This is a genomic window from Streptomyces sp. NPDC097129 (assembly GCF_055668065.1).
Genome location: NZ_JBVOQE010000009.1, coordinates 324967 through 349556, shown reverse-complemented (window position 1 = coordinate 349556; position 24590 = coordinate 324967). Strand labels below are relative to the sequence as shown.

Sequence of the window (24590 nt, the reverse complement as noted above, 5' to 3'; positions counted from 1 at the left end):
GGTCTGCCCCGGCGCCACCGGCCGGCCGTCCACCCCACCGCACACCGTCCTCGACAAGGAGCACACCGTCGTGCGCATCTCCCGCAGAACCTTCGCCGCCGCTGCCGCCGCCGTCGTCCTGTTGCCGCTGAGCGCCTGCGGCAGCGGCGGCGACGACGGCGGCTCGGACGACGCCTCGGGCAAGGTCCAGGGCGACATCACGTTCCAGACCTGGAACCTGAAGGCCAACTTCAAGGACTACTTCCAGGGCGTCGTCGCCGAGTTCGAGAAGAAGTACCCAGGCACGCACGTCAAGTGGATCGACCAGCCCGCCGAGGGCTACGCCGACAAGATCAGCGCCGACGCGGGCGGCGGCACCCTGCCCGACGTCGTCAACGTCTCCCCGGACCTGGTCGCCCCGCTCGCCAAGGCCGGCCTCGCGCTCGACCTCGACAAGGCGGCCGGGCAGTACAAGAAGGAGTACCTGGACGGCGCCTGGGCCAGCCACCAGGTCCCCGGCCTCGGCGGCACGTACGCCTTCCCCTGGTACCTCAACACCGGGCCGCTGTTCTACAACAAGTCCCTGTTCACCAAGGCCGGACTCGACGCGGACAAGCCGCCGAAGACGTACGACGACCTCTTCGCGGACGCCCTGCGGATGGCCGACCGGACCGACGGCAAGGTAGCCACCCTCGCCAACGTGCCCACCATCGAGGACTTCGGCCGCTACGGCGTCGAGCCGATGAACAAGGAGGGCACCGCCTTCACCTTCAACGACGCCAAGGGCGTCGAACTCCTCACCAAGTACAAGGAGTTGTACGACGCGAAGGCGCTCGACCCGCAGGCGCTGACCGCCACCCCGGAGTCGTCCGGAAAGAAGTTCCTCACCGGGGCCGTCGCCATGAACCCCGGCAGCGCCCTCGACCTCGACAACTTCAAGAAGAACGCGCCGAACCTGTACAAGAACATCGGCATCACCGACCAGATCACCAGCACCGGGCACGTCAACATGTACGTGATGGGCGTGATGGTCAACGCGCAGACCAAGAAGAAGCCCGCCGCGATCGCCTTCGCGCACTTCGTCACCGACGCCGCGCACCAGATGTCCTTCGCCAAGAAGGTCGCCATCTTCCCCTCCACCGCCGGCTCGCTCGACGACCCGTACTTCACCCGGCAGGACGGCAGTGACGAGACCCGGGTGCGCGTCGCCGCCGCCCAGTCGCTGAAGAGCGCGGTCAACTACACGCCGGTGCTGTTCAGCGACCAGATGAAGACCGCGCTGCGCAACGAGGTTGCCAAGGCGCTCCAGGGCAAGCAGAGCCCCCAGGAAGCTCTCGACAACGCTGTCAAGCAGTGCGACACGCTGCTGAAGCAGCAGGGCTGAGCCACCATGGCCGGCTCCACCGCCTCCCGGGTACGGCGCCAACTTCCCGCCAGCCCCTGGCTGTTCGCCGCCCCCGGACTGCTGATCATCGGCGCGTTCGTCCTGTGGCCGTTCCTGTCCACGGTGATCAACGCCTTCACCGACCGCCGCACCCTGGTCCCCGGGCAGTTCGTCGGGCTCGCCAACTTCCGTGAACTGCTGCACGACGACATGTTCTGGACCGGCCTGCGCAACAGCGCGCTCTACGTCGTCGGGGTCGTCCCCGCCCTCGTCGTGCTGCCGCTGCTGCTGGCCCTGCTGGTGCAGAAGAACATTCCCGGCATCGCCTTCTTCCGCTCCGCCTTCTACACCCCGGTCGTCGCCTCGATCGTCGTCGTCGGCCTGATCTGGGTGTGGCTGCTCGACGAGCGCGGACTGGTGAACTCCCTGCTGGAGACGGTCGGAGCGGGCCGGATCGGCTTCCTCAGCGACCAGTGGCTGCTGTTGCTGAGCGCCATGGCCGTCACGGTGTGGAAGGGCCTCGGCTACTACATGATCATCTATCTGGCGGCGCTGGCGAACGTGCCGCGCGAGCTGCACGAGGCCGCCGCCGTGGACGGGGCGGGCGCGTTCCGCCGCTTCCTCACCGTCACCGTGCCCGCCGTGCGCTCCACGATGGTGCTGGTCGGCGCGCTGTCCTCGGTGGCCGCGTTCAAGGTGTTCTCCGAGGTGTATCTGATGGCCGGGCCCAGCGGCGGCCCGGCCGGCGAGGACACCACCCTCGTCATGCTGGTCCAGCGCACCGGCACCGGCCTCACCGGCCGCGTCGGCTACGCCTCCGCCATCTCCCTGGTCGTCTTCGCCGTCACCGTCGTGCTGATGCTGCTCGTGCTGCGCGCCGACCGGAAGGAGGACCGGTGAGCGTCCTCGAGAAGGTGCGGCCCGCGCCCCGCGCCCGGGCCGTGCCCGAACCCCGCCTCACCGACGAACACGGCCGGCGCATCCGGGTGTGGGAGCTGGCCTGGCGCTACGTGCTGCTGCTCGCCGTGCTCGCGCTGACCGCCGGCCCGTTCCTGTGGCAGCTGTCGACCTCCCTCAAGGGGCCGACCGAGGACATCTTCAGCTCCCCGCCCCGCTTCCTGCCCGAGCACCCCACCCTGCACAACTACGAACGGGTCGCCGACACCATCCCCGTCTGGGACTACGCCCTGAACTCGCTGAAGGTCGCCACCGCGAACGTCGTCACCAACTGCGTCGGCTCCGCCCTCGCCGGCTACGCGCTCGCCCGGCTGCGCTACCGGGGCCGGCGCGCCGCCACCCTCGCCTTCGTCCTGGCGATGCTGGTTCCGGTGGAGGGCATCGTCATCGCCCAGTTCACCACCATGCGGGAACTCGGCCTGAACAACACCCTGATCGGTGTCGTCCTGCCCGGCTCGGTCGGCGCGATGAACGTGCTGCTGATGCGCAACGCCTTCCTGAACCTGCCGTACGAGATCGAGGAGGCCGCCTTCGTCGACGGCGCCAACGTCTGGCAGCGCTTCACCCGCATCGCGCTGCCCGCGGTCAGGGGCACCCTCGCCGTCGTCGCGATCTTCGCCTTCATGGGCGCCTGGGACGACTTCCTGTGGCCGCTGATCGTGCTCAGCGACCCGTCCCGGTTCACCCTCACCATCGGCCTGAACTATCTGCACGGCACGTTCGCGAGCGACGAGCGGCTGGTCGCCGCCGGCACCGTCATCGCCGTCGCCCCGCTCATCGTCCTCTTCGCCTGCCTGCAGCGGTACTTCTTCCGCGGCGTCGGCGAGGGCGCGGTGAAGGGCTGAACCCCGCCCCACGCCTCCGCCGTCACGGCCCTGCCCTCACCGCCCCTCTCAAGGACCCCGCGTATGCCCGCTGCCCCGCGCTTCGGCGTCAACTACACCCCCAGCGAAGGGTGGTTCCACCACTGGCTCGACTACGACCCCGGCGCCGTGCGCGCCGACCTGGACTCGATCGCCGCCCTCGGCGTCGACCACATCCGCGTCTTCCCGCTGTGGCCCTACTTCCAGCCCGACCGCGCCCTGATCCGGCCCCGGGCGATCGAGCAGCTTCTCGACCTGGCCGACGCGGCCGCCGAACGCGGGCTCGACGTCAACATCGACGGCCTGCAGGGCCACTTGTCGAGCTTCGACTTCCTGCCCGCCTGGACCCGCACCTGGCACCGGCGCAACCTCTTCACCGACCCCGAGGTCCTCGACGGCCAGGCCGCCTACCTGCACGCCCTGGCCGCCGCGCTCGCCGACCGCCCCCACTTCCTCGGCATGACCCTCGGAAACGAGGTCAACCAGTTCTCCGCCGGCCCCCACCCCGACCCGGACCGGGCGAGCGCCGACCAGATCGACGCCTGGCTGCAGCGCATGCTCGCCGCCTGCGAGAAGGGCGCCCCCGGCCGGCTGCACCTGCACGCCGAGTACGACGCCACCTGGTACCAGGACGACCAGCCCTTCACCCCCGCCCAGGCCGCCCGGCACGGCGCCCTCACCGCCGTCCACTCCTGGGTCTTCAACGGCACCGCCCAGCGCCACGGCCGCACCGGCATCCCCACCGAGCACCACGCCGCCTATCTGATCGAGCTGAGCAAGGCCTGGGCCGGCGATCCGGCGCGGCCGGTGTGGCTCCAGGAGGTCGGCGCGCCCGCCCCCCTGATCCCGCCCGAGCACGCCGCCGCGTTCACCGAGGCCACCATCGCCGCCGCCCTGGACTGCCCCGACCTGTGGGGCGTCACCTGGTGGTGCTCCCACGACGTCTCCCGCTCCCTCGCCGACTTCCCCGACCTGGAGTACGGCCTCGGGCTCCTCACCAACGACCGGCGGCCCAAGGACACCGCACGCGTCCTCGCCCGGGCCGCCTGCGCGCCCCGGGACACCCCCGCCGCCCGCACCACGGCCCTCGTCGTACCCGCCGACCCCGCTCTGCGCTCCCGCTGTGCCCCCGGCGGCCCCGTCTTCGACGCCTTCTTCCGGCTGGTCGCCGACGGCGTCCGCCCCACCACCGTCCTCCACACCCGCGCCCGGGACAGGGCCCATCTGGCCGCCCGGGGCATCACCGAGGTCGTCGCTCCCGAACAGGTACTCCCCACCCCGTAAGGAGACACCCGCTCGTGAACCCCACCGGACGCCCCACCAGACGCACCGTCCTGCTCGCCGCCGGCGCCACCGCAGCCGCCGCGCTGGTGCCCTCGCCGCCCGCGCAGGCCGCCCCCGGGGCGGCGGCGTCGCTCCAGCCGTACGCCTCCTACTGGTACCCGGACTCCCTGCCCGCCGGCAGCCCCGGCCCCGGCATCACGTGGCGCAGCCTGAAGTCCTGGCGCGCGGCCACCGACCCCGACCTGCCCCTCAACGCGGCCTCCGTCCCGCTCGCACCCCGCTTCACCCCGGCCCCGGCCAACGCCACGGCCCGCTCCGGTCAGGCCCGCGTCCAGGCCCTGGTCTCCTTCGGCCCGACGTCCGGCAACCCCTCCCAGGGCTCGGCCACCGCCGACTTCTACGCCCTCACCCACTGGGCGTACATCGACGAACTGGTTTTCTGGGGCGGCTCGGCGGGGGAGGGGCTGATCCTCGCGCCCAACGCGCCGATCGTGGACGCCGCCCACCGGCACGGCGTGCCCGTCCTCGGCAACGTCTTCCTGCCGCCCGCCGCCTACGGCGGGCAACTGCGGTGGACCCGCGACCTGGTACGCAGGGACGCCGCCGGGCACTACCCGCTCGCCGCGCAGCTCGTCGCGGTCGCCTGTGCCCACGGCTTCGACGGGTGGTTCCTCAACGCCGAGACCGGCGGCGGCGACAGCGCGCTCGGGGCGGACATGCTCGGGTTCGTGCGCGAGCTGAGGACGCTGGCGGCGGCCCGCGGGCAGCGCGTGACCTGGTACGACGCGATGACCGTGGACGGCAGCGTCGACTGGCAGAACGCGCTCACCAGCCGCAACCAGCCCTTCTTCCAGGCCGCCGACGACCTGTTCGTCAACTTCGGCTGGAGCACGGGCGGCCTCGCCTCCTCCGGGGCCACCGCCGAGCGGCTCGGCCGCAGCCGCTACGACCTGTGGGCGGGCGTGGACGTGGAGGCGAACGGCTGGGACACGCCCGTGAACTGGGACGGAGTCGTGCCGACCGGGTCGGACCACGTCACCTCGATCGGGTTCTACCGGCCGGAGTGGACCCGCAACCACCTGCCCGGCGACCGGCGTTCCCCCGGCGACTTCCACGCGGCCGACGACCGGTTCTGGACCGGGCGTTCGCTGGACCCGGCGCGCCCCGACCCGGCCGACCCGTGGCGGGCGCCGGCGGTGTCCGTGGCGGACCGCTCGACGGTGACGTCGCTGCCGTTCGCCAGCGTCTTCAACACCGGGCACGGGCTGCGCTGGTACGAGGACGGCGCGGTCGTCTCCGACGCGCCCTGGAACCACCTCGGGCTCCAGGACCGGCTGCCGTCGCGGCGGTGGGCGGTGCACACGGCCGGGCGGCGGCCGGCGGTCTCCTTCGACTTCGCGGACGCCTGGCGGGGCGGGAGCAGCGTCCTGGTCGACAGCGAGGGTGGTGAACTCGACGAACCGGTGGTCGTCGAGCTGTACGCGACACGGCTGCCGCTCGCTGTGAACACGGTCGTCGAGGTGACGCATCGGGTCGACGCCGGGGCTGTGAACGTGGAGCTCGGTGTGGCCACCGCCGAGCCGAGGACACCGGGCGCACCGAGGACACCGGGGGCACCGGGTACGCCGCCGCCGTACACCTATCTGCCTGTGAACGCGGTCAACAGTGACTTCCGGGGCGGGCCGGTCAACGGCTGGCGGACCGTGACCGTGCCGCTCACAGCACTGACGGGCGAAACCCCCACCGGCGGCACCCTGCACGCCCTCGGGATCCGGCTCACCGCCACCGGTGGCGGGCCCGTCCGCTGGCGGCTCGGACGGCTCGCCGTCCGCACCGCACACCGCACGCCGGACGCGCCCACCGGCTTCCGCGTCACCGCGGCCACCGCCGGCGAGCTGCGCCTGGCGTGGAACCGGGCGGGCGGCGACGTACGGCAGTACACCCTGCACCGGGTCCTGCCCGACGGGGCCCGGCGCTTCCTCGGCGCCACCGGACAGTGCGCCTTCCACGCCGCCGGCCTGCGGCCCGAGCAGGGGGAGCGCGCCGCACGGTTCGAAGTGCGCGCGGTGGGGGAGCTGTACACCTCGTCGGCCCCCGCGACGTTGACCCACCCCTGGTAACCACCCGCGGACGATTACGGAGCACCCGCATGCATGACGACCGCAGCCTGGTCGAAGCCCGCCTCAAGCGCGTCCTCGACGAGCGCATCCGCCCCGCCGTCCACCCCGAGTCCGTGCCGCTGGACGTGGCGGTGTGGCACGCGCCCGGCGAGCCGGTGCCGGTCGCGGAGGGCCTGGCCGCCGAGCCCGAGCCGATCGTGGTCGGCGCCCGCTGGGGCGCTCCGTGGGGCACCAGCTGGTTCCGGGTCACCGGCACCGTCCCCGGGGCGTGGGCCGGCAGGACCGTGGAGGCCCTGCTCGACCTCGGCTTCGACGAGAACATGCCCGGCTTCCAGTGCGAGGGCCTGGTCTACCGGAGCGACGGCACCCCGGTGAAGGGCCTCAACCCGCGCAACCAGTGGGTGCGGATCGGGGCGCCCGTCGAGGGCGGCGAACAGGTGCGGCTGCACATCGAGGCCGCCTCCAACCCCGTCATCCTCGACTACCACCCCTTCGTGCCCACACAGCTCGGCGACAAGGACACCGCCGGCAGTGAGCCGCAGTACACGCTGACCCGCATGGACCTCGCCGTCTTCGACGAGACCGTGTGGCAGCTGGTGCTCGACCTGGAGGTGCTCGGCGAGCTGATGGCCGAGCTGCCAGTGGACGCCCAGCGCCGCTGGGACGTGCTGCGGGCGGTCGAGCGGGCCCTGGACGCGGTCGACCTCCAGGACGTCAACGGCACCGCGGCCGCCGCCCGCGCCGAGCTGGCGGACGTCCTCGCCGCGCCGGCCGTCCCCTCAGCGCACCGGGTCAGCGCGGTCGGGCACGCGCACATCGACTCGGCGTGGCTGTGGCCGCTGCGCGAGACCGTCCGCAAGGTCGCCCGCACCACCTCCAACATGACCGCGCTCCTCGACGACGAGCCGGAGTTCGTCTTCGCCATGTCGCAGGCCCAGCAGTGGGCGTGGGTGAAGGAGCACCGGCCCGAGGTGTGGGCGCGGGTGAAGAAGGCGGTGGCTCAGGGGCGGTTCGTGCCGGCCGGCGGGATGTGGGTGGAGTCGGACACCAACATGCCCGGCTCGGAGGCGATGGCCCGGCAGTTCGTGCACGGCAAACGGTTCTTCCTCGACGAGTTCGGCATCGAGAACGACGAGGCATGGCTGCCGGACACCTTCGGCTTCGCCGCCGGCCTGCCGCAGATCATCAAGGCGGCCGGCTCGAAGTACCTGCTGACGCAGAAGATCTCCTGGTCGCAGACGAACAGGTTCCCGCACCACACCTTCCGCTGGGAGGGCATCGACGGCACCCGGATCTTCACCCACTTCCCGCCCGTCGACACCTACAACTGCTCCATGAAGGGCAGCGAACTCGCCCACGCGGAGCGCAACTTCAAGGACAAGGGCGTCGCCCGGCACTCCCTCGCCCCGACCGGCTGGGGCGACGGGGGCGGCGGCACCACCCGTGAGATGGTCGCCAAGGCGGCCCGGCTGAAGAACCTGGAGGGCTCGCCCACGGTGGTGTGGGAGCCGCCGCACGCCTTCTTCACCAAGGCCGAGGCCGAGTGCCCCGAACCGCCCGTCTGGGTCGGCGAGCTGTACCTCGAACTGCACCGCGCGACCCTGACCAGCCAGGCCCAGACCAAGCAGGGCAACCGGCGCAGCGAGCACCTGCTGCGGGAGGCCGAGCTGTGGGCGGCCACCGCCGCCGTACGCACCGGATTCCCCTACCCCTACGAGGAGTTGGACCGTATCTGGAAGACGGTCCTGCTGCACCAGTTCCACGACATCCTGCCCGGCTCCTCCATCGCCTGGGTGCACCGCGAGGCCCGGGCCACCTATGAGCGCGTCGCGGCCGAGCTGAACGGCGTCATCGAGGCCGCCCAGCGGGCGCTGGCCGGTGAGGGCGAGGTGCCGCTCGTGTTCAACGCGGCCCCGCACCCCCGCTCCGGCGTCCCGGCGGGCGGCGCCGGCACCTCGGCGGCCGAGGGACACACGACCCGCGAGGACCGCACCGGTGGCGGCCACGTCCTCAGCAACGGTCTCCTGCGGGTGGAGATCGACGAACGCGGCCTGGTCGTCTCCGTGTACGACGTCGACGCCGACCGCGAGACCCTCGCGCCCGGTCAGACGGCGGCCCTTCTTCAACTGCACCCCGACTTCCCGAACATGTGGGACGCCTGGGACGTCGACAGGTTCTACCGCAACACGGTCACCGACCTCACCGACGCCGACACCGTCACCCCCGGCGAGGACGGGCAGTCGGTGCGGGTCACACGCTCCTTCGGCTCCTCGAAGGTCACCCAGGTGCTGTCCCTGGCGCCGGACGAGCGGCGGCTGGTCATCGACACGGAGGTCGACTGGCACGAGACGGAGAAGTTCCTGAAGCTGGCCTTCCCGCTCGACGTGCACGCCGAACGGTACGCGTCCGAGACGCAGTTCGGGCACTACCACCGCCCCAGCCACACCAACACCTCCTGGGAGGCCGCCAAGTTCGAGGCGTGCAACCACCGCTTCCTGCACCTGGAGGAGCCCGGCTGGGGCGCCGCGATCGTCAACGACTCCACCTACGGCCACGACGTCACCCGCACGGTCCGCGCCGACGGCGGTACGACCACGACGGTGCGCGTCTCGCTGCTGCGCGCCCCGCGCTTCCCCGACCCCGAGACCGACCAGGGCGTGCACCGCTTCCGGCACGCGCTGGTGCCCGGCGCGGGGATCGGCGACGCGGTGCGCGAGGGCTGGCGGATCAACCTGCCCGAGCGGCGGCTGACGGGCGCGGGCGAGGTCGCCCCGCTGGTGACCGCCGACCGGGACGCGGTCGTGATCACGGCGGTGAAGCTCGCCGACGACGGCAGCGGCGACGTGGTCGTCCGCTTCCACGAGGCGCACGGCGGCCGCACCCGCGCCACCCTGACCGCCGGTTTCCCGCTCGCCGGGGTCACGGTCACCGACCTGCTGGAACGCCCGCTGCCGGACGCCTCGGCGCCTGTCGTCGACGGTGACCGTGTCGCCGTACGTCTGCGGCCGTTCGAGCTGGTGACGCTGCGGCTGCGCAGGGGGTGAGGCGTGCGCCCGGGGCGCGGCGACGGGATCGTGCGCCCCGCCCGGGGCGGGCGGTCAGTGCTTGCCCTTCTGCCCCTTCCCCCGGGGCTTCTTGCCCTTCTCCTTCTTCGGCGGGCCGTCCGGTCGGGAGTGCGGCGGCGCCGCCGCGGTGGTGTGCCGCGCCGGTTCGCCGGCCGCCTCCCGGCTCGGGCGGGCGGGGGCCTGAGGCCGGGAGCTCTGTTCCAGGGCCGCGTCACGGAGCCGGGGGGTGGCGGCTGCGGGCGAAGGGGACGCGGCGGGGGCCGCCCCGGACCGCGCGCCCGAAGCGGCGGGCGGCGGCTGGGCCGTGACGGTCCGGGTCGCCGTGGCGCCGGGCCCCGAGGACGAAGAGGCGTCCGACGCGGCGAACGTCGCGGCCATGGCCGTGGCGAGCGCGACGGCTCCGCCGGCGACCAGGACGCGTCGGCGCACGGGCGTGCCCGGTGACGCGGCCGCGTCCGCGGCCGGCGAGGGTCCGGGGAGTGTCGGGTCGGCGTCCCGTGCCGGCGCGTCCCGGGGAACCGGGGCCGGCAGGAACCCGGGACCGGCGGCGGGGCCGGCCAGCGCGCCCAGCACCCGGGCGCAGTCGCGCGCCGACGGGCGGTCCGCCTCGTCCAGTGCGGTCATCTCCCGCAGCAGCCCGGCGAGTTCCCCCGGGAGGGACGAGGGCACTACGGGATGGCGGTGCAGCCGCGCTATCGCCGCCTCCAGGGGGACACCGTCGTACTCCAGCCGGGACGTGAGGCATTCGAGGAGGACCAGTCCGAGGGCGTAGACGTCCGCGGCCGGGCCGACGGGCCGGCCGAGGACCTGCTCGGGGGCCAGGTAGGCGGCCGTGCCGACGAGTGCTTCGGTGGCGGTGCGGGTGGTGGCGTCGAGCAGCCGGGAGATGCCGAAGTCGGTCAGGTGCGGGCGGCCGGACGCGTCGAAGATGATGTTGGACGGTTTGACGTCGCGGTGCACGATCCCCGACTCGTGCGCGTGGGCCAGGGCCCGGGCGAGGGGTGCGCCGAGTGCGGCGGTCGCGTCCGGGGACAGCGGTCCCTCGGCGATGCGCCGCTTCAGCGTCGGGCCGTCGAGCAGCTGCATGACGAGGTAGGGCCTGCCGTCGTGCCGGCCCGCGTCGTAGACGGTGACCAGTCCGGGATGCTGCAGCCGGGCCAGGATCACGCCCTCGTCGGGGAAGCGTCGTTCCAGTGAGGCGTCGGCGCCGGTGCGGAAGACCTTGACCGCGACCGGGCGTTCCAGCCGCAGATCGTGGCCGCGGTGGACGTCGGCGGCACCGCCGGAGCCGAGGAGCGCGTCCAGGCGGTACCGCCCGGCGAGGACGTTCTCGGAGCACCGTGACGGTGCCGGCTGGCGGAGCCGCATCTCATCTCCCACTGCTTTCAAAGGCGCTGTGTGCTGGGCGCTCGGTACCCGGGGTGCCGGACACGCGTACCCCCGAGGAGGCGGCCTACCCTCCGCCCGTCCTGACGCCGGCTCAGGGCAGGCCGACCAGCTTGCCCATCCTGCCGCCCTCCTCCAGGTCCCGGTGCGCGGTGCGGATGTCGTCCAGAGCGTAGACGTGCACCGGGCCGAGGGTGACTTCGCCGGTGGCGAGCCGGTCGAGCCAGCTCTGGAGCACATCGGCCGGCAGGTCGCCGGCGTCGCCGCCGTACGCGCTGAGCCGGACACCGCGCGGGAGGTAGGAGAGCGGGTAGAAGTCGGGCACGGTCCACTCGTTGGACAGCATCCCGGTGAAGCAGACCGTGCCGTGCACCCGGGTTGCGCGCAAGGTGTCGGGCAGGGTCGGGGTGCCGACCAGTTCCAGCGCCGCGTCCAGCCCGTCGGGCAGGATGCGGCGGACCTGCGCGGCGACGTCGCCGTCGTCCAGCAGGGGATGGTCGACGCCGTGGCCGGCGAGGTGGCGCAGGCGCTCGGGGCTGCGGGTGGTGGCGAGCACGGTCGCGCCGAGGTCCTTGGCGAGGGTGGCGGTGGCCAGGCCGAGCGCGGAGGTGCCGCCGCGGATGAGGAGGGTCTGCCCGGCGCGCAGGCCGAGGCCGGTGGTGAGCGAGCCGTACGCCGTCTGGAGGGTCTCGGGCACCGCGCCGATCGTCTCCCACGGCAGGCCGGAGACGAAGGGGACGACCTGCGAACGCGGTACGACGGTGTATTCGGCGTAGCCGCCGTCGTAGACCCGGCCCATGCCGCCCATGAGCGCGGCCACCTGCTGCCCCGGCCGCAGTACCCCGTCGGGATCGGCGTCCACCGTGCCGCTCGCCTCGATGCCGGGGACCCGGGGGAAGGTCACGCCGTCGGCGAGCCCCAGCCGGGTGTGCAGCTCCGAGCGGTTCAGGCCGAACGCCGCGACCTTGATGCGGATCCATCCGGGCGGCGGTTCGGGCAGCGGCAGGCGGCGCACGTGCAGGTTCGTCACCGGTCCCGGGGCGTCGAGGACGACGGCGCGCATGGTGGCGTCCATGGGTCTCCTGAGTCTCCTGGGTCTCCTGGGTCTACTGGATCTGCTGGGTCTGCTTGGCGGTCGTGCGGGCGTATATCGAAACGAGGTACTTGTTTCTTCCGAAGGCTATCTCGAAACGAGGTATTCCCTGGCGGGTTTCAGGCCCGCTCGGCGACCCCCGCCAGCCGGGTCGGCGGCAGATACTCGCGCACATACGTCCGCTCCCAGCAGGCGCCCGTCTCCCGCAGCTCCCGCCACGTCGTGTACCGGTAACGGAAGAGGCGGGCGCGCACGTGGCGCGGGGGAGTTCCGGGCGGGAAGGGGGAGCGGCGCAGCAGGCGCAGGGTGTCCCGGTCGTTCTCCAGCAGCCGCTCCACCAGGCCCTCGAACCACGCCCCCGCGTACGCCGGCGACAGCGCCGCGAACCACATCAGCCAGTCCAGGCGCAGGTGGTACGGCGCGAACTGGCGCGGCCAGTGCCCGGGGTCCCCCGGCTTGCCCTTGAACTCGTACTCCCGCCAGTCGGAGTCCTCGCGCGGCACCTCGTCGAGGGTGCCCTCGACCACCACCTCGTAGCGGACCCGGCTGACGCTGCCGAACGCGCCGTAGGTGTTGACCAGGTGCAGCGGGTCGAAGGAGCGGTTCATCACCTGGCGGCGCGAGATCATGTTGGCCACCGGGTGATAGCTGAGGAACACCAGCAGCGCCGCCACCGCCAGGACGACCACCTCGTACCACAGGGGTGCGCCGGAGGGCGCCGACGCCGGGGCGCCGCCGTCCGGGAAGCGCAGGGCCGGCACCGCCAGCACGATCGTGATCCAGTTCAGCCAGGCGAAGTTGCCCGACAGCACCAGCCACAGCTGGGTGAGGATCATCAGCGAGGCGGCCGCCGTCGCGACGGGCTGCGGGGTGAACAGCAGGAACGGCACGATCAGCTGGGTGACGTGGTTGGCGGCCACCTCCACCCGGTGCAGGGGTTTGGGGAGGTGGTGGAAGAACCAGCTCAGCGGGCCCGGCATCGGCTGCGTCTCGTGGTGGTGGTACAGGCAGGTCAGCTTCCGCCAGCACTCGTCCCCGCGCATCTTGATCAGGCCCGCGCCGAACTCCACCCGGAACAGGATCCAGCGCAGCAGGAACAGCACCACGACCGGCGGCGCCACGTCGTCGTTGCCGAGGAAAGCGGCGAGGAACCCGGTCTCCAGCAGCAGCGACTCCCAGCCGAAGGAGTACCAGGTCTGGCCGACGTTCACGATCGACAGGTACAGCGCCCACGGCACCAGCCACAGCGCGATCGCCGCCCCCAGCGGCAGAAACCCGTCCAGCCCCGCCAGCAGCGCCGCCGACACCGCGCAGCCCGCCCACGCGCAGCCCGCGAAGAAGCGGTCCGAGTAGTGCAGGTGGAACAGGCTCGGCGCCCGCCGCAGCGGCACCCGCGCGACGAACCGGGGGATCGGCAGCATGCCCCGCTCACCCAGCAGCGCACGGAACTGCAGGGCCGCCGCGAGGAACGCGACCAGATACAGGCCGGCCAGGGCCCGCTGGAAGACCAGCCGGCTCAGCCAGTAGTCGGATGCGGTGAACCAGTCCACGCTCGCGCTCCTCTCCTGACATTCTCCCGCTGCCCGATCGTCACGCTCCGTGTGTCACGGCGTCGCCCGGGTAACCCGAACGAGGGAGAGTCGCACCCCCGCCCCCGGTCGAATAATCAGGCAAAGCCTGGCAAGGTGGGCGCATGGTTGATCGGGGAGCGAGCGCCCTGTCACTCCCGGACGACTGGCCCGCCCACCCGGATCCGATCCTGGCGCTCAACCGCATGGGCACCTTCGACTGGGACCTGGACGCCGGCCAGATGAGCATGGACCCCCAGGCCCACGAGGCGTTCGACGTGCGCCCGGACGAATACGACGGCCGGCCCGAGACCCTCGCCGCCCGGGTGCCGCCCGGCGAGGCCCGCCGCCTGGACGCCCTGGTCGCCCAGGCCATCAAGGACGGCAGCGAGACCTACGGCGCCTACTTCCGCATCCGCTGCCGCACCGGCGAACTGCGCTGGACCCACACCCAGGGCTACATCCGGCGCGACGAGAGCGGCCGGCCGCGCCGCATCGTCGGCATCGTCCGCGACGCCACCCGCGAGCTCGACGAGTTCGCCGCCCACCGCCAGCAGGCCTCCCTGGACCAGGCCCGCCGCGAGCAGACCAACGTCGTCCAGCTCACCACCGCCGCCCTCGCCCACGCCCGCACCGTCCAGGACGTCATCGACGTCCTCAAGGACACCCACGGCCTGGTCCACCTCGGCGCCGCCAGCCTCGTCATGGGCCTGGCCGAGGCCGGCCGCATCCGGCTGATCGCCGAGGGCCCCGCCGGCGCCTCCGTCCCCGGCACCCTCGTCACCCGCATCGACGAGCCGTACCCGATGAGCGAGGTCGTGCGCACCCTCATCCCGCGCTTCATCGAGTCGCCCGAGGAGTTCGCCGCCGACTACCCGATCCTGTGGCCGCACCTCACCGACCTGCACATCACCTCCGCCGCCTATCTGCCCCTCATCGTCCAGGCCCGCCCGATCGGCGCGATGGGCCTGCTCTACAACGACCGGCGCGGCTTCACCCCCGAGGAACGCAACATCCTCGTCGCCCTCGGCAGCAGCATCGCGCAGAGCCTGCAGCGCGCGATGTTCTACGAGGAGGAGAAGGACATCGCGCAGGGCCTGCAGCAGGCCATGCTGCCGCGCACCATCCCCAGCGTGCCCGGCGCCGACGTCGCCGTCCGCTACCGCGCCGGCAGCGCGGGCGGCGTCCTCGGCCGGGACATCGGCGGCGACTGGTACGACCTGATCCCGCTGCCCGGGGGCCGCGTCGGCGCCGTCATCGGCGACGTCCAGGGCCACGACACCCACGCCGCCGCCGTCATGGGCCAGCTGCGCATCGTGCTGCGCGCCTACGCGGCCGAAGGCCACCCCCCGGCCACCGTGATGGCCCGCGCGTCGGTGTTCCTGCACGAACTCGACACCGACCGCTTCGCCACCTGCCTGTACGCCGAGGCCGACCTCTCCACCGGCGTCGTCCAGGTGGTGCGGGCCGGCCACATCGACCTGCTGGTGCGCGCCGGCGACGGCGCCTGCCGCCGGATCGCCGTCCCCGGCGGGCTGCCGCTCGGGCTGTCCGCGGAGTTCGGCAGCCTGGAGTACCCGGTCTCCACCATCGAACTCGACGCCGGCCACACCCTGCTGCTCACCACCGACGGCCTGGTCGAACAACCCGGCGCCGACCTCGACGACGGCATGCGCGCCCTCGCCGCGTTCGTCGCCGCCGGCCCCGACGACGTCCGCGCCCTCGCCGACCGGCTCATCGAGATCGCCGAGGAACGCGGCGGCGACGACGACGTCGCCCTGCTCCTGCTGCGCCGCCGCCCCCTGGACACCCCGCGCACCGGCGGCCGGCTCCAGCAGCACGTCGCGCCCGGCGACGCCGAGGCGCTCACCCAGGCCCGGCACATGATCCGCGCCGCCGTGCGCAGCTGGGGCGCCCGCGACCGCGCCGACGAGATCGAGCTCGTCGCCGACGAACTGATCACCAACGCCCTCATGCACACCGAAGGAGCCGCGATCGTCACCCTGCGGGTCCTCAGCGGCGCCGACCGGCGGCTGCGCGTCGACGTCGAGGACTCCTCCAGCGCCCTGCCGCGCCGCCGCGAGGCCGGGGTGCAGGGGGTCTCCGGGCGCGGGCTGCTCCTGGTCGACCTGCTGACCGACGTGTGGGGCGTGGAGGCGCGCGGCGGCGGCAAGTGCGTGTGGTGCGAGTTCGTCGTGCCCGAGACGGCGTGAGGGCCTGAGTGACGGGTGGCACTCTGGACGTATGCCGGAACTGCCCGAGGTGGAAGCGCTCAAGGACTTTCTGTCCGAGCACCTGGTCGGCCACGAGATCGTCCGTGTGCTGCCCGTCGCGATCAGCGTCCTGAAGACCTACGACCCGCCCCTGAGCGCCCTCGAGGGGCGCGAGGTCACCGCCGTGCGGCGCTACGGCAAGTTCCTCGACCTCGCCACCGACGGCGGCCCGCACCTGGTCACCCATCTGGCCCGGGCGGGCTGGCTGCACTGGAAGGACCGCCTGCCCGACGGCGCGCCCCGCCCCGGCAAGGGCCCCCTCGCCCTGCGCGTCGCACTGGAGACCGGCGCCGGCTTCGACCTCACCGAGGCCGGCACGCAAAAACGCCTCGCGGTGTACGTCGTCGGCGAGCCGCAGCAGGTCGAGGGCGTCGCCCGCCTCGGCCCCGACCCGCTCGCCGACGACTTCGACGAGGCCCGCTTCACCGCCCTCCTCGCCGGTGAGCGCCGCCAGATCAAGGGCGCGCTGCGCGACCAGAGCCTGATCGCCGGGATCGGCAACGCCTACAGCGACGAGATCCTGCACGCGGCGAAGATGTCCCCGTTCAAACTCGCCGCCTCCCTCACCCCCGAGGAGACCACCCGCCTACACCAGGCCCTGCGGGACACGCTCACCGAGGCCGTCGAGCGCTCCCGGGGCGTGGCCGCGGGCCGGCTGAAGGCGGAGAAGAAGAGCGGACTGCGCGTCCACGGCCGTACCGGCGAGCCGTGCCCGGTGTGCGGCGACACCATCCGCGAGGTGTCCTTCAGCGACTCCGCCCTGCAGTACTGCCCGACCTGCCAGACCGGCGGCAAGCCGCTCGCCGACCGCCGGCTGTCCCGGCTGCTGAAGTGAGCGCCACGGCCCTGTGATGAACTCTCTGTGTCCCAGTCGCCGGAGAGGACCCAGCCCTGAACACCATGCTCGCCGAGTCGCTGTCCGCCCTCCTGCTCGCCCTGGTACTGGCCTGCGCGGTGATCCGCCCGTGGGGGTGGCCGGAGGCCGTCGTCGCCGTGCCGGCCGCCGCGATCGTCGTCGGCACCGGCGCGATCTCCCTGGACCACGCCCGCGAGGAGGCGGCCCGCCTCGGCCCGGTGATCGGGTTCCTCGCGGCGGTCCTCGTCCTGGCCAAACTCTGCGACGACGAGGGGCTCTTCCACGCGTGCGGGGCGTGGATGGCGCGTGCGGCGAAGGGCAGCCCCACCCGGCTGCTGCTGTACGTCTTCGTCACCGCGTCGGCGATCACGGCCGTCCTCAGCCTCGACGCCACGGTGGTGCTGCTGACGCCGGTCGTCTTCGCCACCGCGGCCCGCCTCGGCGCGCGGCCCAAGCCGCACGTCTACGCCTGCACGCATCTGTCGAACACCGCCTCGCTGCTGCTGCCGGTGTCCAACCTGACGAACCTGCTGGCCTTCTCGGTCAGCGGGCTGAGCTTCGCGCGGTTCGCGGGGCTGATGGCGCTGCCGTGGCTCGCCGCGATCGCCGTCGAGTTCGCGGTGTTCCGGCGGTTCTTCGCCACCGACCTGGGCGCGGGCGCCGAGACGCCCGACGCCGGGGAGCCGCCGGCGGTGCCGGTGTTCGCGCTGGTGACGGTCGCGGGCACGCTGGCCGGATTCCTGCTCGCGTCCGCGGTCGGTCTCGACCCCGCGTGGGCGGCGTTCGCGGGGGCGCTGGTCCTCGCCGTACGGGCGCTGGTACGGCGCCGCACCCGGCCGTCGGCGATCGTGCGCGCCGCCTCGGTGCCGTTCCTGGCCTTCGTGCTGGCGCTGGGCATCGTGGTCCGGGCGGTCGTCGACAACGGCCTCGCGGACGGGCTCGGCCACCTGGTCCCGGGCGGTACGGGGCTGGTGGCGCTGCTCGCGGTGGCGGCGCTGGCCGCCGTCCTCGCCAATCTGATCAACAACCTGCCCGCGGTGCTCGTGCTGCTCCCGCTGGCCGCGCCGTCCGGCGCCGGGGCGGTCCTCGCCGTGCTGCTCGGCGTCAACCTCGGGCCCAACCTCACCTACGCCGGATCGCTGGCCACGCTGCTGTGGCGGCGGATCGTGCACCAGCACGACCACGAGGTCGAGCTGAAGGAGTTCACCACGCTCGGTCTGCTCGCCGTGCCCCTGTCCCTGGGAGTGGCCGTGGTGGCACTGTGGGGTTCCCTGCATGTGATCGGAGCCTGATCGGAGGCCGACCGCCATGGCCGTCGTCGTCTGGGTCGCGGAGGGCACCTGGCGTGCCTGCGTGGACGCCGCGCATACGCACGCCGGGGCCGCCGACGTGGTGCTGCTGCACGTCAGCGGCCATGATGTGGCCGACGCGGCGCACGGTGCGTTCGCCGGTCTGCTGGGCCGCGCCGACCCGGGGCACGACCCCGGGGCCCGGCTGGAGCGGCTGGCCGCGGAGTCGGGGGAGCGCCTTCTCGCCGCCGCCGCGGACCGGCTGGGCCGCCCCTGCACCCGGACGCGACGCACCGGCCGGCCCGAGCAGGAGGTGGTCGCCGCGGCGCGCGACGCCGACCTGCTGATCCTCGGCCGCGACGGCGACCGCGGCCGTCCCGGCCCGAAGACGCTGTCCCCGCCGACCCGCTTCGTCGTGGACCATGCGACGTGCCCCGTGCTGCTGGTGTGGCCTTAGGGACCCGTGGGGCGCAGGGTGACGAGCGGCCGTCCGTCCGTGGTGCGGACCTCGTAGCGGGCGATCTGGCCGGGGTGGAACGCGGCGCTGCCCTCCATCGTGGCCGTGCGGCCGCCGGCGCCGGGTGCGCTCCAGGTACTGACCGTCTGCTCCGAGCCGTCGCGGCCGATCACGACCAGACGGCAGGAGCGGGTGCCGGCGGCGTCCTTCACCTTCAGCCGCACCTGGCTGCCCCAGTTCGCGTCGTACGTGGTGACCTGCGCCCACACCCCGGAGCGCGGGTCGGTCGCGGCGAGCGGCGCCACCGTGTCGCCGCCGGTCGCGAGGACGGCCACCACCGGTCCGGTCAGCGCGGCGACGACCGCGGCGGCGACGGCGTACAGCAGGCGCCGGCGTGCGGCGCGCCGACGGTGGCCGACCTCGGCGAGCAGCCGGTCCAGCAGCCGGGGGCCGGGTGTCGGCGCCGGGTGGACGAAGCGCGGTGTGGCCCGCCGGTACAGCATCAACTGGCGGGTCGCGGGGCCGAATTCGGTCACCTGGGCCGAGCAGCCGGCGCATTCCATGAGGTGGTCCTCGAAGCGGAAGGCGTCCGCCTCGTCCAGCACGCCGAGCGCGTACGCGGCGACGTCGCGATGCCGTTCCAGGGACCTCATGCGAATCCTCGTGCCGTTGGGTGGGGGTGGGGTCACTCCTTGCACCCATCGGTACGGACCACACCACCGATTGACTCAAGCCACGCACGGAAAGAGCCAGGGGGGATTCGGAGCGGGCCGGTCCCCGGATTGGTCCGGAACCGCGAAAATTTCCGCCGCCGTGAGGACCTCGCCCCGGCCCCCAGGGCGGCGGGGCGATCGACTCCGGGCACGCCCCGCGGAGGGGGGGCTCGCGGTGGGGCCGTCGGTGACAGCGCGCGGTGCGGTCGTCGGGGAGGGTGCGCGGTGCGGTCGTCCGGGACAGCGCGCTTTGCGGTCGTCCGGGGAGGATGCGCGGCGCGGTCGGGGAGGGCGCGTGGTGCGGTGGTCCGGCAGGGCCCGCGGCCACGGGATGCCTTGAGTTGTGCGACGCGGGCCGGGCGGCGGGGGGCATCCTCGGAAGTCCGGTCGCCCCGGTCGGCGCGCCGGGGGTCTGTGCGCTCGGGCCGTCCACGGGGAGCCCGGCGGTTCTGACTCCGGCGGTCATGGCCCTTCCCCGCGGCGGTGCGCTCGGCTCGCGTGAGATCGGGGCGCCCGCTGTGCGGACGTGTCGGCGCGCTCACGGCGTGGCGGCCGCTCGGCCAACCCTCGGCGTCGGCGCGCTCGGCCACCTCGTGACCCGGTGCGCCGGGCAGCGACAGGGCACCGTGCGGCCCTGCGGGGCCCTCGCTGCGAGTGTCCTTTCCCCGAGCGTTGGGCGCGCGCACCGCCGGGATGCGGCTCCCCGGCGATGGGCTCGGCCAAGTCCGCCTGCGCGGGCGGGTGGGTCAGAAGAGGTGGATCGCCAGGTGGCCCAGCGGCAGCCCCAGCTGCCACGCAGGGGTCCACACCTTCGGGCCGTCGTCCTCGCCGAGCACGCCCGGACCGCCGGGTACCGCGTTCAGGTCGGGGGCGAGGAGCTCGGTCTCCTCCAGCCAGCGCCACGCCGCTCGCGCCAGCGCGAGGTCCGGCGTGGCGGAGCCCTCCGCCATCAGCGCCGCCATGCGCTCGCGCACCCAGTCCTGCCACGGCTGGTCGTACGCCGTCAGCGACAGCCAGGTCTCCAGCTGGGTCACGACCCGGATGCCGGACAGCTCGCCCTCGGTGTCGGACAGGAAGATGGTCAGCGCCAGCGCATCGCGCCCGGCGCGGAACTCGAACGACGTCGGCGGCATCAGATCGCCGGTGCGCAGCAGCTCGTCCGCGATGTACTCGGCGTACAACCAGGCCATCGGCACGACGAGTTCCCCGCCGTCGGCGCCGTCCGTGCCCTGGTGACCTCTGTGCAGCATCCCTTCCTGCCTTCCTCCGGTGTCGCGCGTCGCCCGGTGCGGGCCCTCGTCCGGAACACGGATGAAGACAGCCGATTACTCAACCATGGTCGGCAGCAGCCGTTTTGCGAAGCCTTGACCCTGTGGTCGGTTTCATCGCAGGTCCGCCGCGTATCCCGGTAGCTCCCGACGCAGGGCGCGCAGCGCGTAGAACGCCCGCGACTTCACGGTACCGGGCGGAATACCCAGTTCCGTCGCTGCTTCCGCCACACTGGCCCCCTGGAGGTACACGAGCACCAATACGTCACGGTGGCGTGGAGTGAGTGTCTTCACAGCCTCCCGCACGTCGAGCGTCGCCGCGGCCCGCTCCGCGTGATCGGCGCACACCGCCCCGTGCCCCTGCTCCAGCACCTCGTCGCCCACCTCCGCCGGGCGTGCCCGCCGGGCCCGGCGCGCGTCGATGGCCAGCCGCCGCGCCACCGTCATCAGCCAGGGCCGTACCGAGTCGAACGCGTCGGTGCGCAGCGCCTCGGGATGCTGCCAGGCCCGCAGCAGGGTCTCCTGCGCGAGGTCCTCGGCCCGCTGCCGGTCGCCGTCGCACAGCCGCAGCAGCAGCGCGAACAGTGGCCGGCCGTGCTCGCGCTGGAGGGCGGCGAGTTCGTGCTCGGCGGTCGTCGCCCGGGCGGTGAGGGTGTTTCGGGCCGTCATGGCCATATGCCACCGCAGGGCACCGGCCGGGGACAGCGGGCGGCGCGCGCCTGTGCGACGGGCGGTCGATCGCGTCGGTGAACGGTGCGGCGAACGGTCCTGCCCACCCGTCGGCGGACACCGGACGGGTCAAAGGGGCGCCGGAACCGTTTGCGGCACCCGCCCCCCTCATACCTATTCGTAGGGAAATGTGACCAGGCTGGGGTGAGTGATGATCGTACGAGCACACACACGCAGACGACTGCTGGCACTGGCCCTGACGGCCGTGCTCGCCGCCGGGGCCGCCTGTCAGGCCGATCGCCGCGAGCAGGCGGGGCGCCCGGCGCCGCCGCCCGGCGCGCGCGGCTTCACCCTGGTCGCCACCGGGGACGTCCTGCCGCACAGCACGGTCATCGAACGGGCGCACTTCGACTCCGGCGGCACCGGCTACGACTTCCGGCCCATGCTGGCCGGCGCCAAGCCCCTGGTCGCGCCGGCCGCGCTCGCGCTGTGCCACATGGAGACCCCCTACGGCACGAACGGCGACTACACCGGCCGACCCGTCTTCAAGTCCCCGCCCGAGATCGCCGACGGCCTCGCCGCGACCGGCTACGACAGCTGCTCCACCGCCTCCGACCACAGCCTCGACGACGGCGCGGACGGCGTGCGGCGCACGCTGGCGGCCCTCGACGGGGCCGGCGTCAAGCACGCGGGCTCGGCGCGCACCGTGGCGGAGGCCAACTCCGTGACCCTCCTGCGCGCCGGCCCGGCGAAGGTCGCCCACCTCGCCTACACCTACGGCACCGGCGACTTCGCGATGCCGTCCGGGCAGCCGTGGGCCGTCAGCCTCATGGACGAGGGCAAGATCATCGCGGACGCCCGGGCCGCCCGCAAGGCCGGTGCCGACGTCGTCGTGGTCTCCCTGAACTGGGGCACCCCCTGGCAGGACGCCCCCGACGCCAGGCAGCTCGACCTGGCGCGTCGGCTGACCGCCTCCCGCGACGGCGGCCGCCCCGACATCGACCTGATCCTCGGCACCCACGCCCACGTCCCGCAGGCCTACGAGAAGGTCAACGGCACCTGGGTGGTCTACGGCATGGGCGACGAGGTCGCCGGCGAGATGTTCGACGACAACGGCGTCGAGGACCAGCGCGGCAACCAGTCCACCCTCGGCCGCTTCACCTTCGTGCCGCCGAAGCGGCCGGGCGGCCGCTGGGAAGTGGCCAGGGCCGAGTTCGTGCCGCTGCTGTTCGACGTGGACGCGGGCCGGCTGGTGGACCTCAACCGCGCCCTCGCCGACGGCGCCGAGCTGCGCGCGGTCCGCGACCGCATCCGCCAGGTGGTGCTCAGCCGCGGCGCGGCGAAGGACGGGCTGGTGATGGGGCAGTAGGCACCCGGCGCCCCCAGGGAGCTGACGGCCGCCCCGCGACGGTCGGTTGACGTCCACGTCGTCGGACACCGCCGGCATCTCGCCGAGCACCCGCGGGCAGGCCGTGACGTCCGCCTCGGTGAGATCACCGCCGACCCGGCGCGGCAGCGCGCGCTCCTCCGCCGACCCGGCCCGGCAGCGCGCTCTCCCGGGTCAGGACGGCGCTGATCGCGGCTGACCCGTCGGCGGTCGGGCGGATCAGACCACGCACACCGCCCGTGAAACCGACTGGCGGGCCGGTGACGGACACACCCGGAAGCGGGCCGCAGGCATCGACGTGCCGGTGCCGGCGTTCCACGGCGGCATCGACGCGGACGGCCACCTGCGCATGGCCGGCCGGCTGGCCGCAACCGTGCGCGACGGGCGGGCCGCCACGGTCGACGGCACCGCCCACTCCCCGGACAGGGAACGGCCCGAGGCCCACCTCGCGCTGCTCACCGGCTTTCTGCGCTCCCTGTAGCGCCGCCCTGGCGCGCCAGCGCCGAGCGCTTGTAGGAGTAGCCGAAATAGACCGCGCAGCCGATCACGAACCACACGGCGAACCGCACCCACGTCTCCCACATCAGGAACGTGATCAGCCAGATCGAGAAGACGACGCCGAGGGCCGGCACGACCGGCATCCACGGCGTGCGGAACGTGCGCGGCAGCTCGGGATGCCGGTAGCGCAGCACGATGACCGCCGTGCACACCACCACGAACGCCAGCAGGATACCGATGTTGGTCAGCTCGGCCGCCGACCCGATCGGCACGAACCCGGCGATGGCGGCCGACGCCACCCCGACGATCCAGGTCACACGGGTCGGCACATGGCGGGTCGGGTGCGTCTTCGCGAACCAGCTCGGCAGCAGGCCGTCGCGGGACATCGAGAACCAGACACGGGTCACGCCCAGCATGAACGTGAACATCACCGTGAGGATGCCGATGATCGCACCCACCGCGATCACGTCCGCGAGCCGGTCCAGGCCCACCGACTTGAACGCGGTGGAGAAGCCGCTCTTGGGATCGATGTGCTTGTAGTTCTGCATGCCCGTCAGCACCAGACAGGCCGCCACGTACAGCACCATCGAGATGACCAGCGAGTAGATGATCGCCTTCGGCATGTGCCGCTGGGCGTCCTTGGACTCCTCGGCCGCCGTCGACATGGCGTCGTAGCCGAACACCGCGAAGAACACCGTCGCGGCGCCCGTGAAAGCACCGCTGACGCCGAACGGGAAGAACGGGTGGTAGTTCGACGAGGTGATGTGGAAGAACCCGACCCCGATCACCAGCAGCACCACCAGCACCTTCAGCCCCACCACGACGGTCTCGAAGCGGGCCGCGCTGCGGATGCCCAGGTTCAGCAGCCAGGCGATCAGCAGACACAGCACGGCCGCGAACAGATCGACCTTGTGACCTGAGCCGGTGCCCGGGGCGCCCAGCATCCAGTGCGGCAGCTTCGCGCCCATCTCCTCCACGAGGAAGCTGAAGTAGCCCGAGATGCCGATCGCCACCACCGCCACGATCGCGGTGTACTCCAGCAGCAGGTCCCAGCCGATGAACCAGCCCGCGAACTCCCCGAGTACGGCGTAACCGTACGTGTACGCCGACCCGGCCTTGGGGATCAGCCCGGCGAACTCGGCGTACGACAGCGCCGCGCAGGCGCTGGCCACACCGGCGATCAGGAACGACACGAGCACCGCCGGGCCCGCCGTGCCGTTGGCCACCGTGCCGGCCAGGGTGAAGATGCCGGCGCCGATGATGCCGCCCACGCCGATCGCGGTCAGCTGCCCCAGGCCCAGCGACCGCTCCAGCCGCGTCCCCTCCTCGCCCTCCGTCTCATCGATGTACTCGATCGGTTTGCGACGGAGAATGCCCTCGCCCATCCGGAGCCCGGCCATGCGCCTCACCTCTTCACGATCGGCAAACGGCTGACGGCGGATCATGATGGCCCAGCCCGCCCGTCGTGTGAAGACGCCACG

At 73.0% G+C, this 24590-nt stretch carries 19 protein-coding genes; 12 read left to right on the top strand and 7 right to left on the bottom strand.

Translation table 11 applies throughout. The features are described 5' to 3' along the window. The first annotated feature begins 70 nt into the window (after positions 1-70). The 6 genes from AC0B9F_RS26295 (at position 71) to AC0B9F_RS26270 (ending at position 9631) form a co-directional block, all read left to right on the top strand. Positions 71-1363: an ABC transporter substrate-binding protein gene (locus tag AC0B9F_RS26295; protein ID WP_472006679.1), complete on the top strand. Its 1293-nt coding sequence runs from the start codon at positions 71-73 to the stop codon at positions 1361-1363. Between the two features lie 6 nt (positions 1364-1369). Next, entirely contained in the window at positions 1370-2263 is an 894-nt protein-coding gene (locus AC0B9F_RS26290) for a carbohydrate ABC transporter permease (RefSeq protein ID WP_472006677.1), read from the top strand. After that, positions 2260-3165 carry a carbohydrate ABC transporter permease gene (locus AC0B9F_RS26285; protein WP_472006675.1) on the top strand — a complete coding sequence of 302 codons (906 nt, stop codon included), beginning with the start codon at positions 2260-2262 and terminating at the stop codon, positions 3163-3165. Before AC0B9F_RS26290 ends, AC0B9F_RS26285 begins: the two co-directional genes overlap by 4 nt. Before the next feature lie 63 nt (positions 3166-3228). Next, a complete protein-coding gene (locus AC0B9F_RS26280; protein ID WP_472006673.1) occupies positions 3229-4467 on the top strand; it encodes a glycoside hydrolase 5 family protein in 1239 nt (412 codons plus the stop codon). A 14-nt stretch (positions 4468-4481) separates the two neighbouring features. Next, complete coding sequence (locus tag AC0B9F_RS26275) at positions 4482-6587, top strand: endo-beta-N-acetylglucosaminidase (protein WP_472006671.1); 2106 nt, start codon at positions 4482-4484, stop codon at positions 6585-6587. Positions 6588-6616: 29 nt separating this feature from the next. Continuing rightward, positions 6617-9631 (top strand): alpha-mannosidase, encoded by a 3015-nt coding sequence (locus tag AC0B9F_RS26270; protein WP_472006669.1) that lies wholly within the window; start codon positions 6617-6619, stop codon positions 9629-9631. 54 nt (positions 9632-9685) lie between these two features. On the opposite strand, the gene AC0B9F_RS26265 is transcribed toward AC0B9F_RS26270, so the two are convergent. From AC0B9F_RS26265 to AC0B9F_RS26255, 3 genes are all read right to left on the bottom strand, one after another. Beyond that, entirely contained in the window at positions 9686-11020 is a 1335-nt protein-coding gene (locus AC0B9F_RS26265) for a serine/threonine-protein kinase (RefSeq protein WP_472006667.1), read from the bottom strand. A 112-nt stretch (positions 11021-11132) separates the two neighbouring features. Continuing rightward, entirely contained in the window at positions 11133-12113 is a 981-nt protein-coding gene (locus AC0B9F_RS26260) for a zinc-binding dehydrogenase (RefSeq protein ID WP_472006665.1), read from the bottom strand. Positions 12114-12250: 137 nt separating this feature from the next. Next, on the bottom strand, positions 12251-13681 hold the full coding sequence (locus AC0B9F_RS26255) for a lipase maturation factor family protein (RefSeq protein WP_472006664.1): 1431 nt from the start codon (positions 13679-13681) through the stop codon (positions 12251-12253). Positions 13682-13824: 143 nt separating this feature from the next. Between AC0B9F_RS26255 and AC0B9F_RS26250 the strand changes: the two genes are divergently transcribed. Genes AC0B9F_RS26250 through AC0B9F_RS26235 form a run of 4 tightly spaced genes read left to right on the top strand, consistent with a single transcriptional unit; the run spans position 13825 to position 18574 of the window. Beyond that, complete coding sequence (locus AC0B9F_RS26250; RefSeq protein WP_472006661.1) at positions 13825-15912, top strand: SpoIIE family protein phosphatase; 2088 nt, start codon at positions 13825-13827, stop codon at positions 15910-15912. A 31-nt stretch (positions 15913-15943) separates the two neighbouring features. Continuing rightward, entirely contained in the window at positions 15944-16807 is an 864-nt protein-coding gene (locus tag AC0B9F_RS26245) for an Fpg/Nei family DNA glycosylase (RefSeq protein ID WP_472006659.1), read from the top strand. Positions 16808-16863: 56 nt separating this feature from the next. Next, a complete protein-coding gene (locus tag AC0B9F_RS26240) occupies positions 16864-18120 on the top strand; it encodes an SLC13 family permease (RefSeq protein WP_472006757.1) in 1257 nt (418 codons plus the stop codon). 16 nt (positions 18121-18136) lie between these two features. Next, the gene (locus AC0B9F_RS26235) at positions 18137-18574 is read left to right on the top strand and encodes a universal stress protein (protein WP_472006657.1); all 438 of its coding nucleotides are present in this window, start codon (positions 18137-18139) and stop codon (positions 18572-18574) included. On the opposite strand, the gene AC0B9F_RS26230 is transcribed toward AC0B9F_RS26235, so the two are convergent. The 3 genes from AC0B9F_RS26230 to AC0B9F_RS26220 all read right to left on the bottom strand — a co-directional run bounded on the left by AC0B9F_RS26230 (position 18571) and on the right by AC0B9F_RS26220 (position 21224). Beyond that, positions 18571-19227 carry an anti-sigma factor family protein gene (locus AC0B9F_RS26230; protein WP_472006655.1) on the bottom strand — a complete coding sequence of 219 codons (657 nt, stop codon included), beginning with the start codon at positions 19225-19227 and terminating at the stop codon, positions 18571-18573. The two genes, AC0B9F_RS26235 and AC0B9F_RS26230, sit on opposite strands and share 4 nt — an antisense overlap. An 806-nt stretch (positions 19228-20033) precedes the next feature. Then, positions 20034-20537 (bottom strand): hypothetical protein, encoded by a 504-nt coding sequence (locus AC0B9F_RS26225; RefSeq protein WP_472006653.1) that lies wholly within the window; start codon positions 20535-20537, stop codon positions 20034-20036. A 132-nt stretch (positions 20538-20669) separates the two neighbouring features. Then, positions 20670-21224 carry a sigma-70 family RNA polymerase sigma factor gene (locus AC0B9F_RS26220; RefSeq protein ID WP_472006651.1) on the bottom strand — a complete coding sequence of 185 codons (555 nt, stop codon included), beginning with the start codon at positions 21222-21224 and terminating at the stop codon, positions 20670-20672. 211 nt (positions 21225-21435) lie between these two features. Here AC0B9F_RS26220 and AC0B9F_RS26215 point away from each other — a divergent pair, with 211 nt between their 5' ends. Together AC0B9F_RS26215 and AC0B9F_RS26210 are read left to right on the top strand one after the other, a co-directional pair. Then, positions 21436-22593, top strand: coding sequence for a CapA family protein (locus tag AC0B9F_RS26215; protein WP_472006649.1), 1158 nt, complete (start codon positions 21436-21438; stop codon positions 22591-22593). A 322-nt stretch (positions 22594-22915) separates the two neighbouring features. Further along, on the top strand, positions 22916-23092 hold the full coding sequence (locus tag AC0B9F_RS26210) for a hypothetical protein (protein ID WP_472006647.1): 177 nt from the start codon (positions 22916-22918) through the stop codon (positions 23090-23092). Here AC0B9F_RS26210 and AC0B9F_RS26205 read toward each other — a convergent pair. After that, positions 23067-24509 carry an amino acid permease gene (locus tag AC0B9F_RS26205; RefSeq protein ID WP_472006645.1) on the bottom strand — a complete coding sequence of 481 codons (1443 nt, stop codon included), beginning with the start codon at positions 24507-24509 and terminating at the stop codon, positions 23067-23069. The genes AC0B9F_RS26210 and AC0B9F_RS26205 overlap by 26 nt on opposite strands. Positions 24510-24590 lie beyond the last annotated feature (81 nt).

Coding starts and splice junctions, on each gene's coding strand:
- AC0B9F_RS26265 (WP_472006667.1), bottom strand. CDS start 11,020: ATGCGGCTCCGCCAGCCGGCACCGTCACGGTGCTCCGAGAACGTCCTC.
- AC0B9F_RS26270 (WP_472006669.1), top strand. CDS start 6,617: ATGCATGACGACCGCAGCCTGGTCGAAGCCCGCCTCAAGCGCGTCCTC.
- AC0B9F_RS26245 (WP_472006659.1), top strand. CDS start 15,944: ATGCCGGAACTGCCCGAGGTGGAAGCGCTCAAGGACTTTCTGTCCGAG.
- AC0B9F_RS26225 (WP_472006653.1), bottom strand. CDS start 20,537: ATGCTGCACAGAGGTCACCAGGGCACGGACGGCGCCGACGGCGGGGAA.
- AC0B9F_RS26230 (WP_472006655.1), bottom strand. CDS start 19,227: ATGAGGTCCCTGGAACGGCATCGCGACGTCGCCGCGTACGCGCTCGGC.
- AC0B9F_RS26250 (WP_472006661.1), top strand. CDS start 13,825: ATGGTTGATCGGGGAGCGAGCGCCCTGTCACTCCCGGACGACTGGCCC.
- AC0B9F_RS26220 (WP_472006651.1), bottom strand. CDS start 21,224: ATGACGGCCCGAAACACCCTCACCGCCCGGGCGACGACCGCCGAGCAC.
- AC0B9F_RS26215 (WP_472006649.1), top strand. CDS start 21,436: ATGATCGTACGAGCACACACACGCAGACGACTGCTGGCACTGGCCCTG.
- AC0B9F_RS26260 (WP_472006665.1), bottom strand. CDS start 12,113: ATGGACGCCACCATGCGCGCCGTCGTCCTCGACGCCCCGGGACCGGTG.
- AC0B9F_RS26280 (WP_472006673.1), top strand. CDS start 3,229: ATGCCCGCTGCCCCGCGCTTCGGCGTCAACTACACCCCCAGCGAAGGG.
- AC0B9F_RS26205 (WP_472006645.1), bottom strand. CDS start 24,509: ATGGCCGGGCTCCGGATGGGCGAGGGCATTCTCCGTCGCAAACCGATC.
- AC0B9F_RS26235 (WP_472006657.1), top strand. CDS start 18,137: ATGGCCGTCGTCGTCTGGGTCGCGGAGGGCACCTGGCGTGCCTGCGTG.
- AC0B9F_RS26290 (WP_472006677.1), top strand. CDS start 1,370: ATGGCCGGCTCCACCGCCTCCCGGGTACGGCGCCAACTTCCCGCCAGC.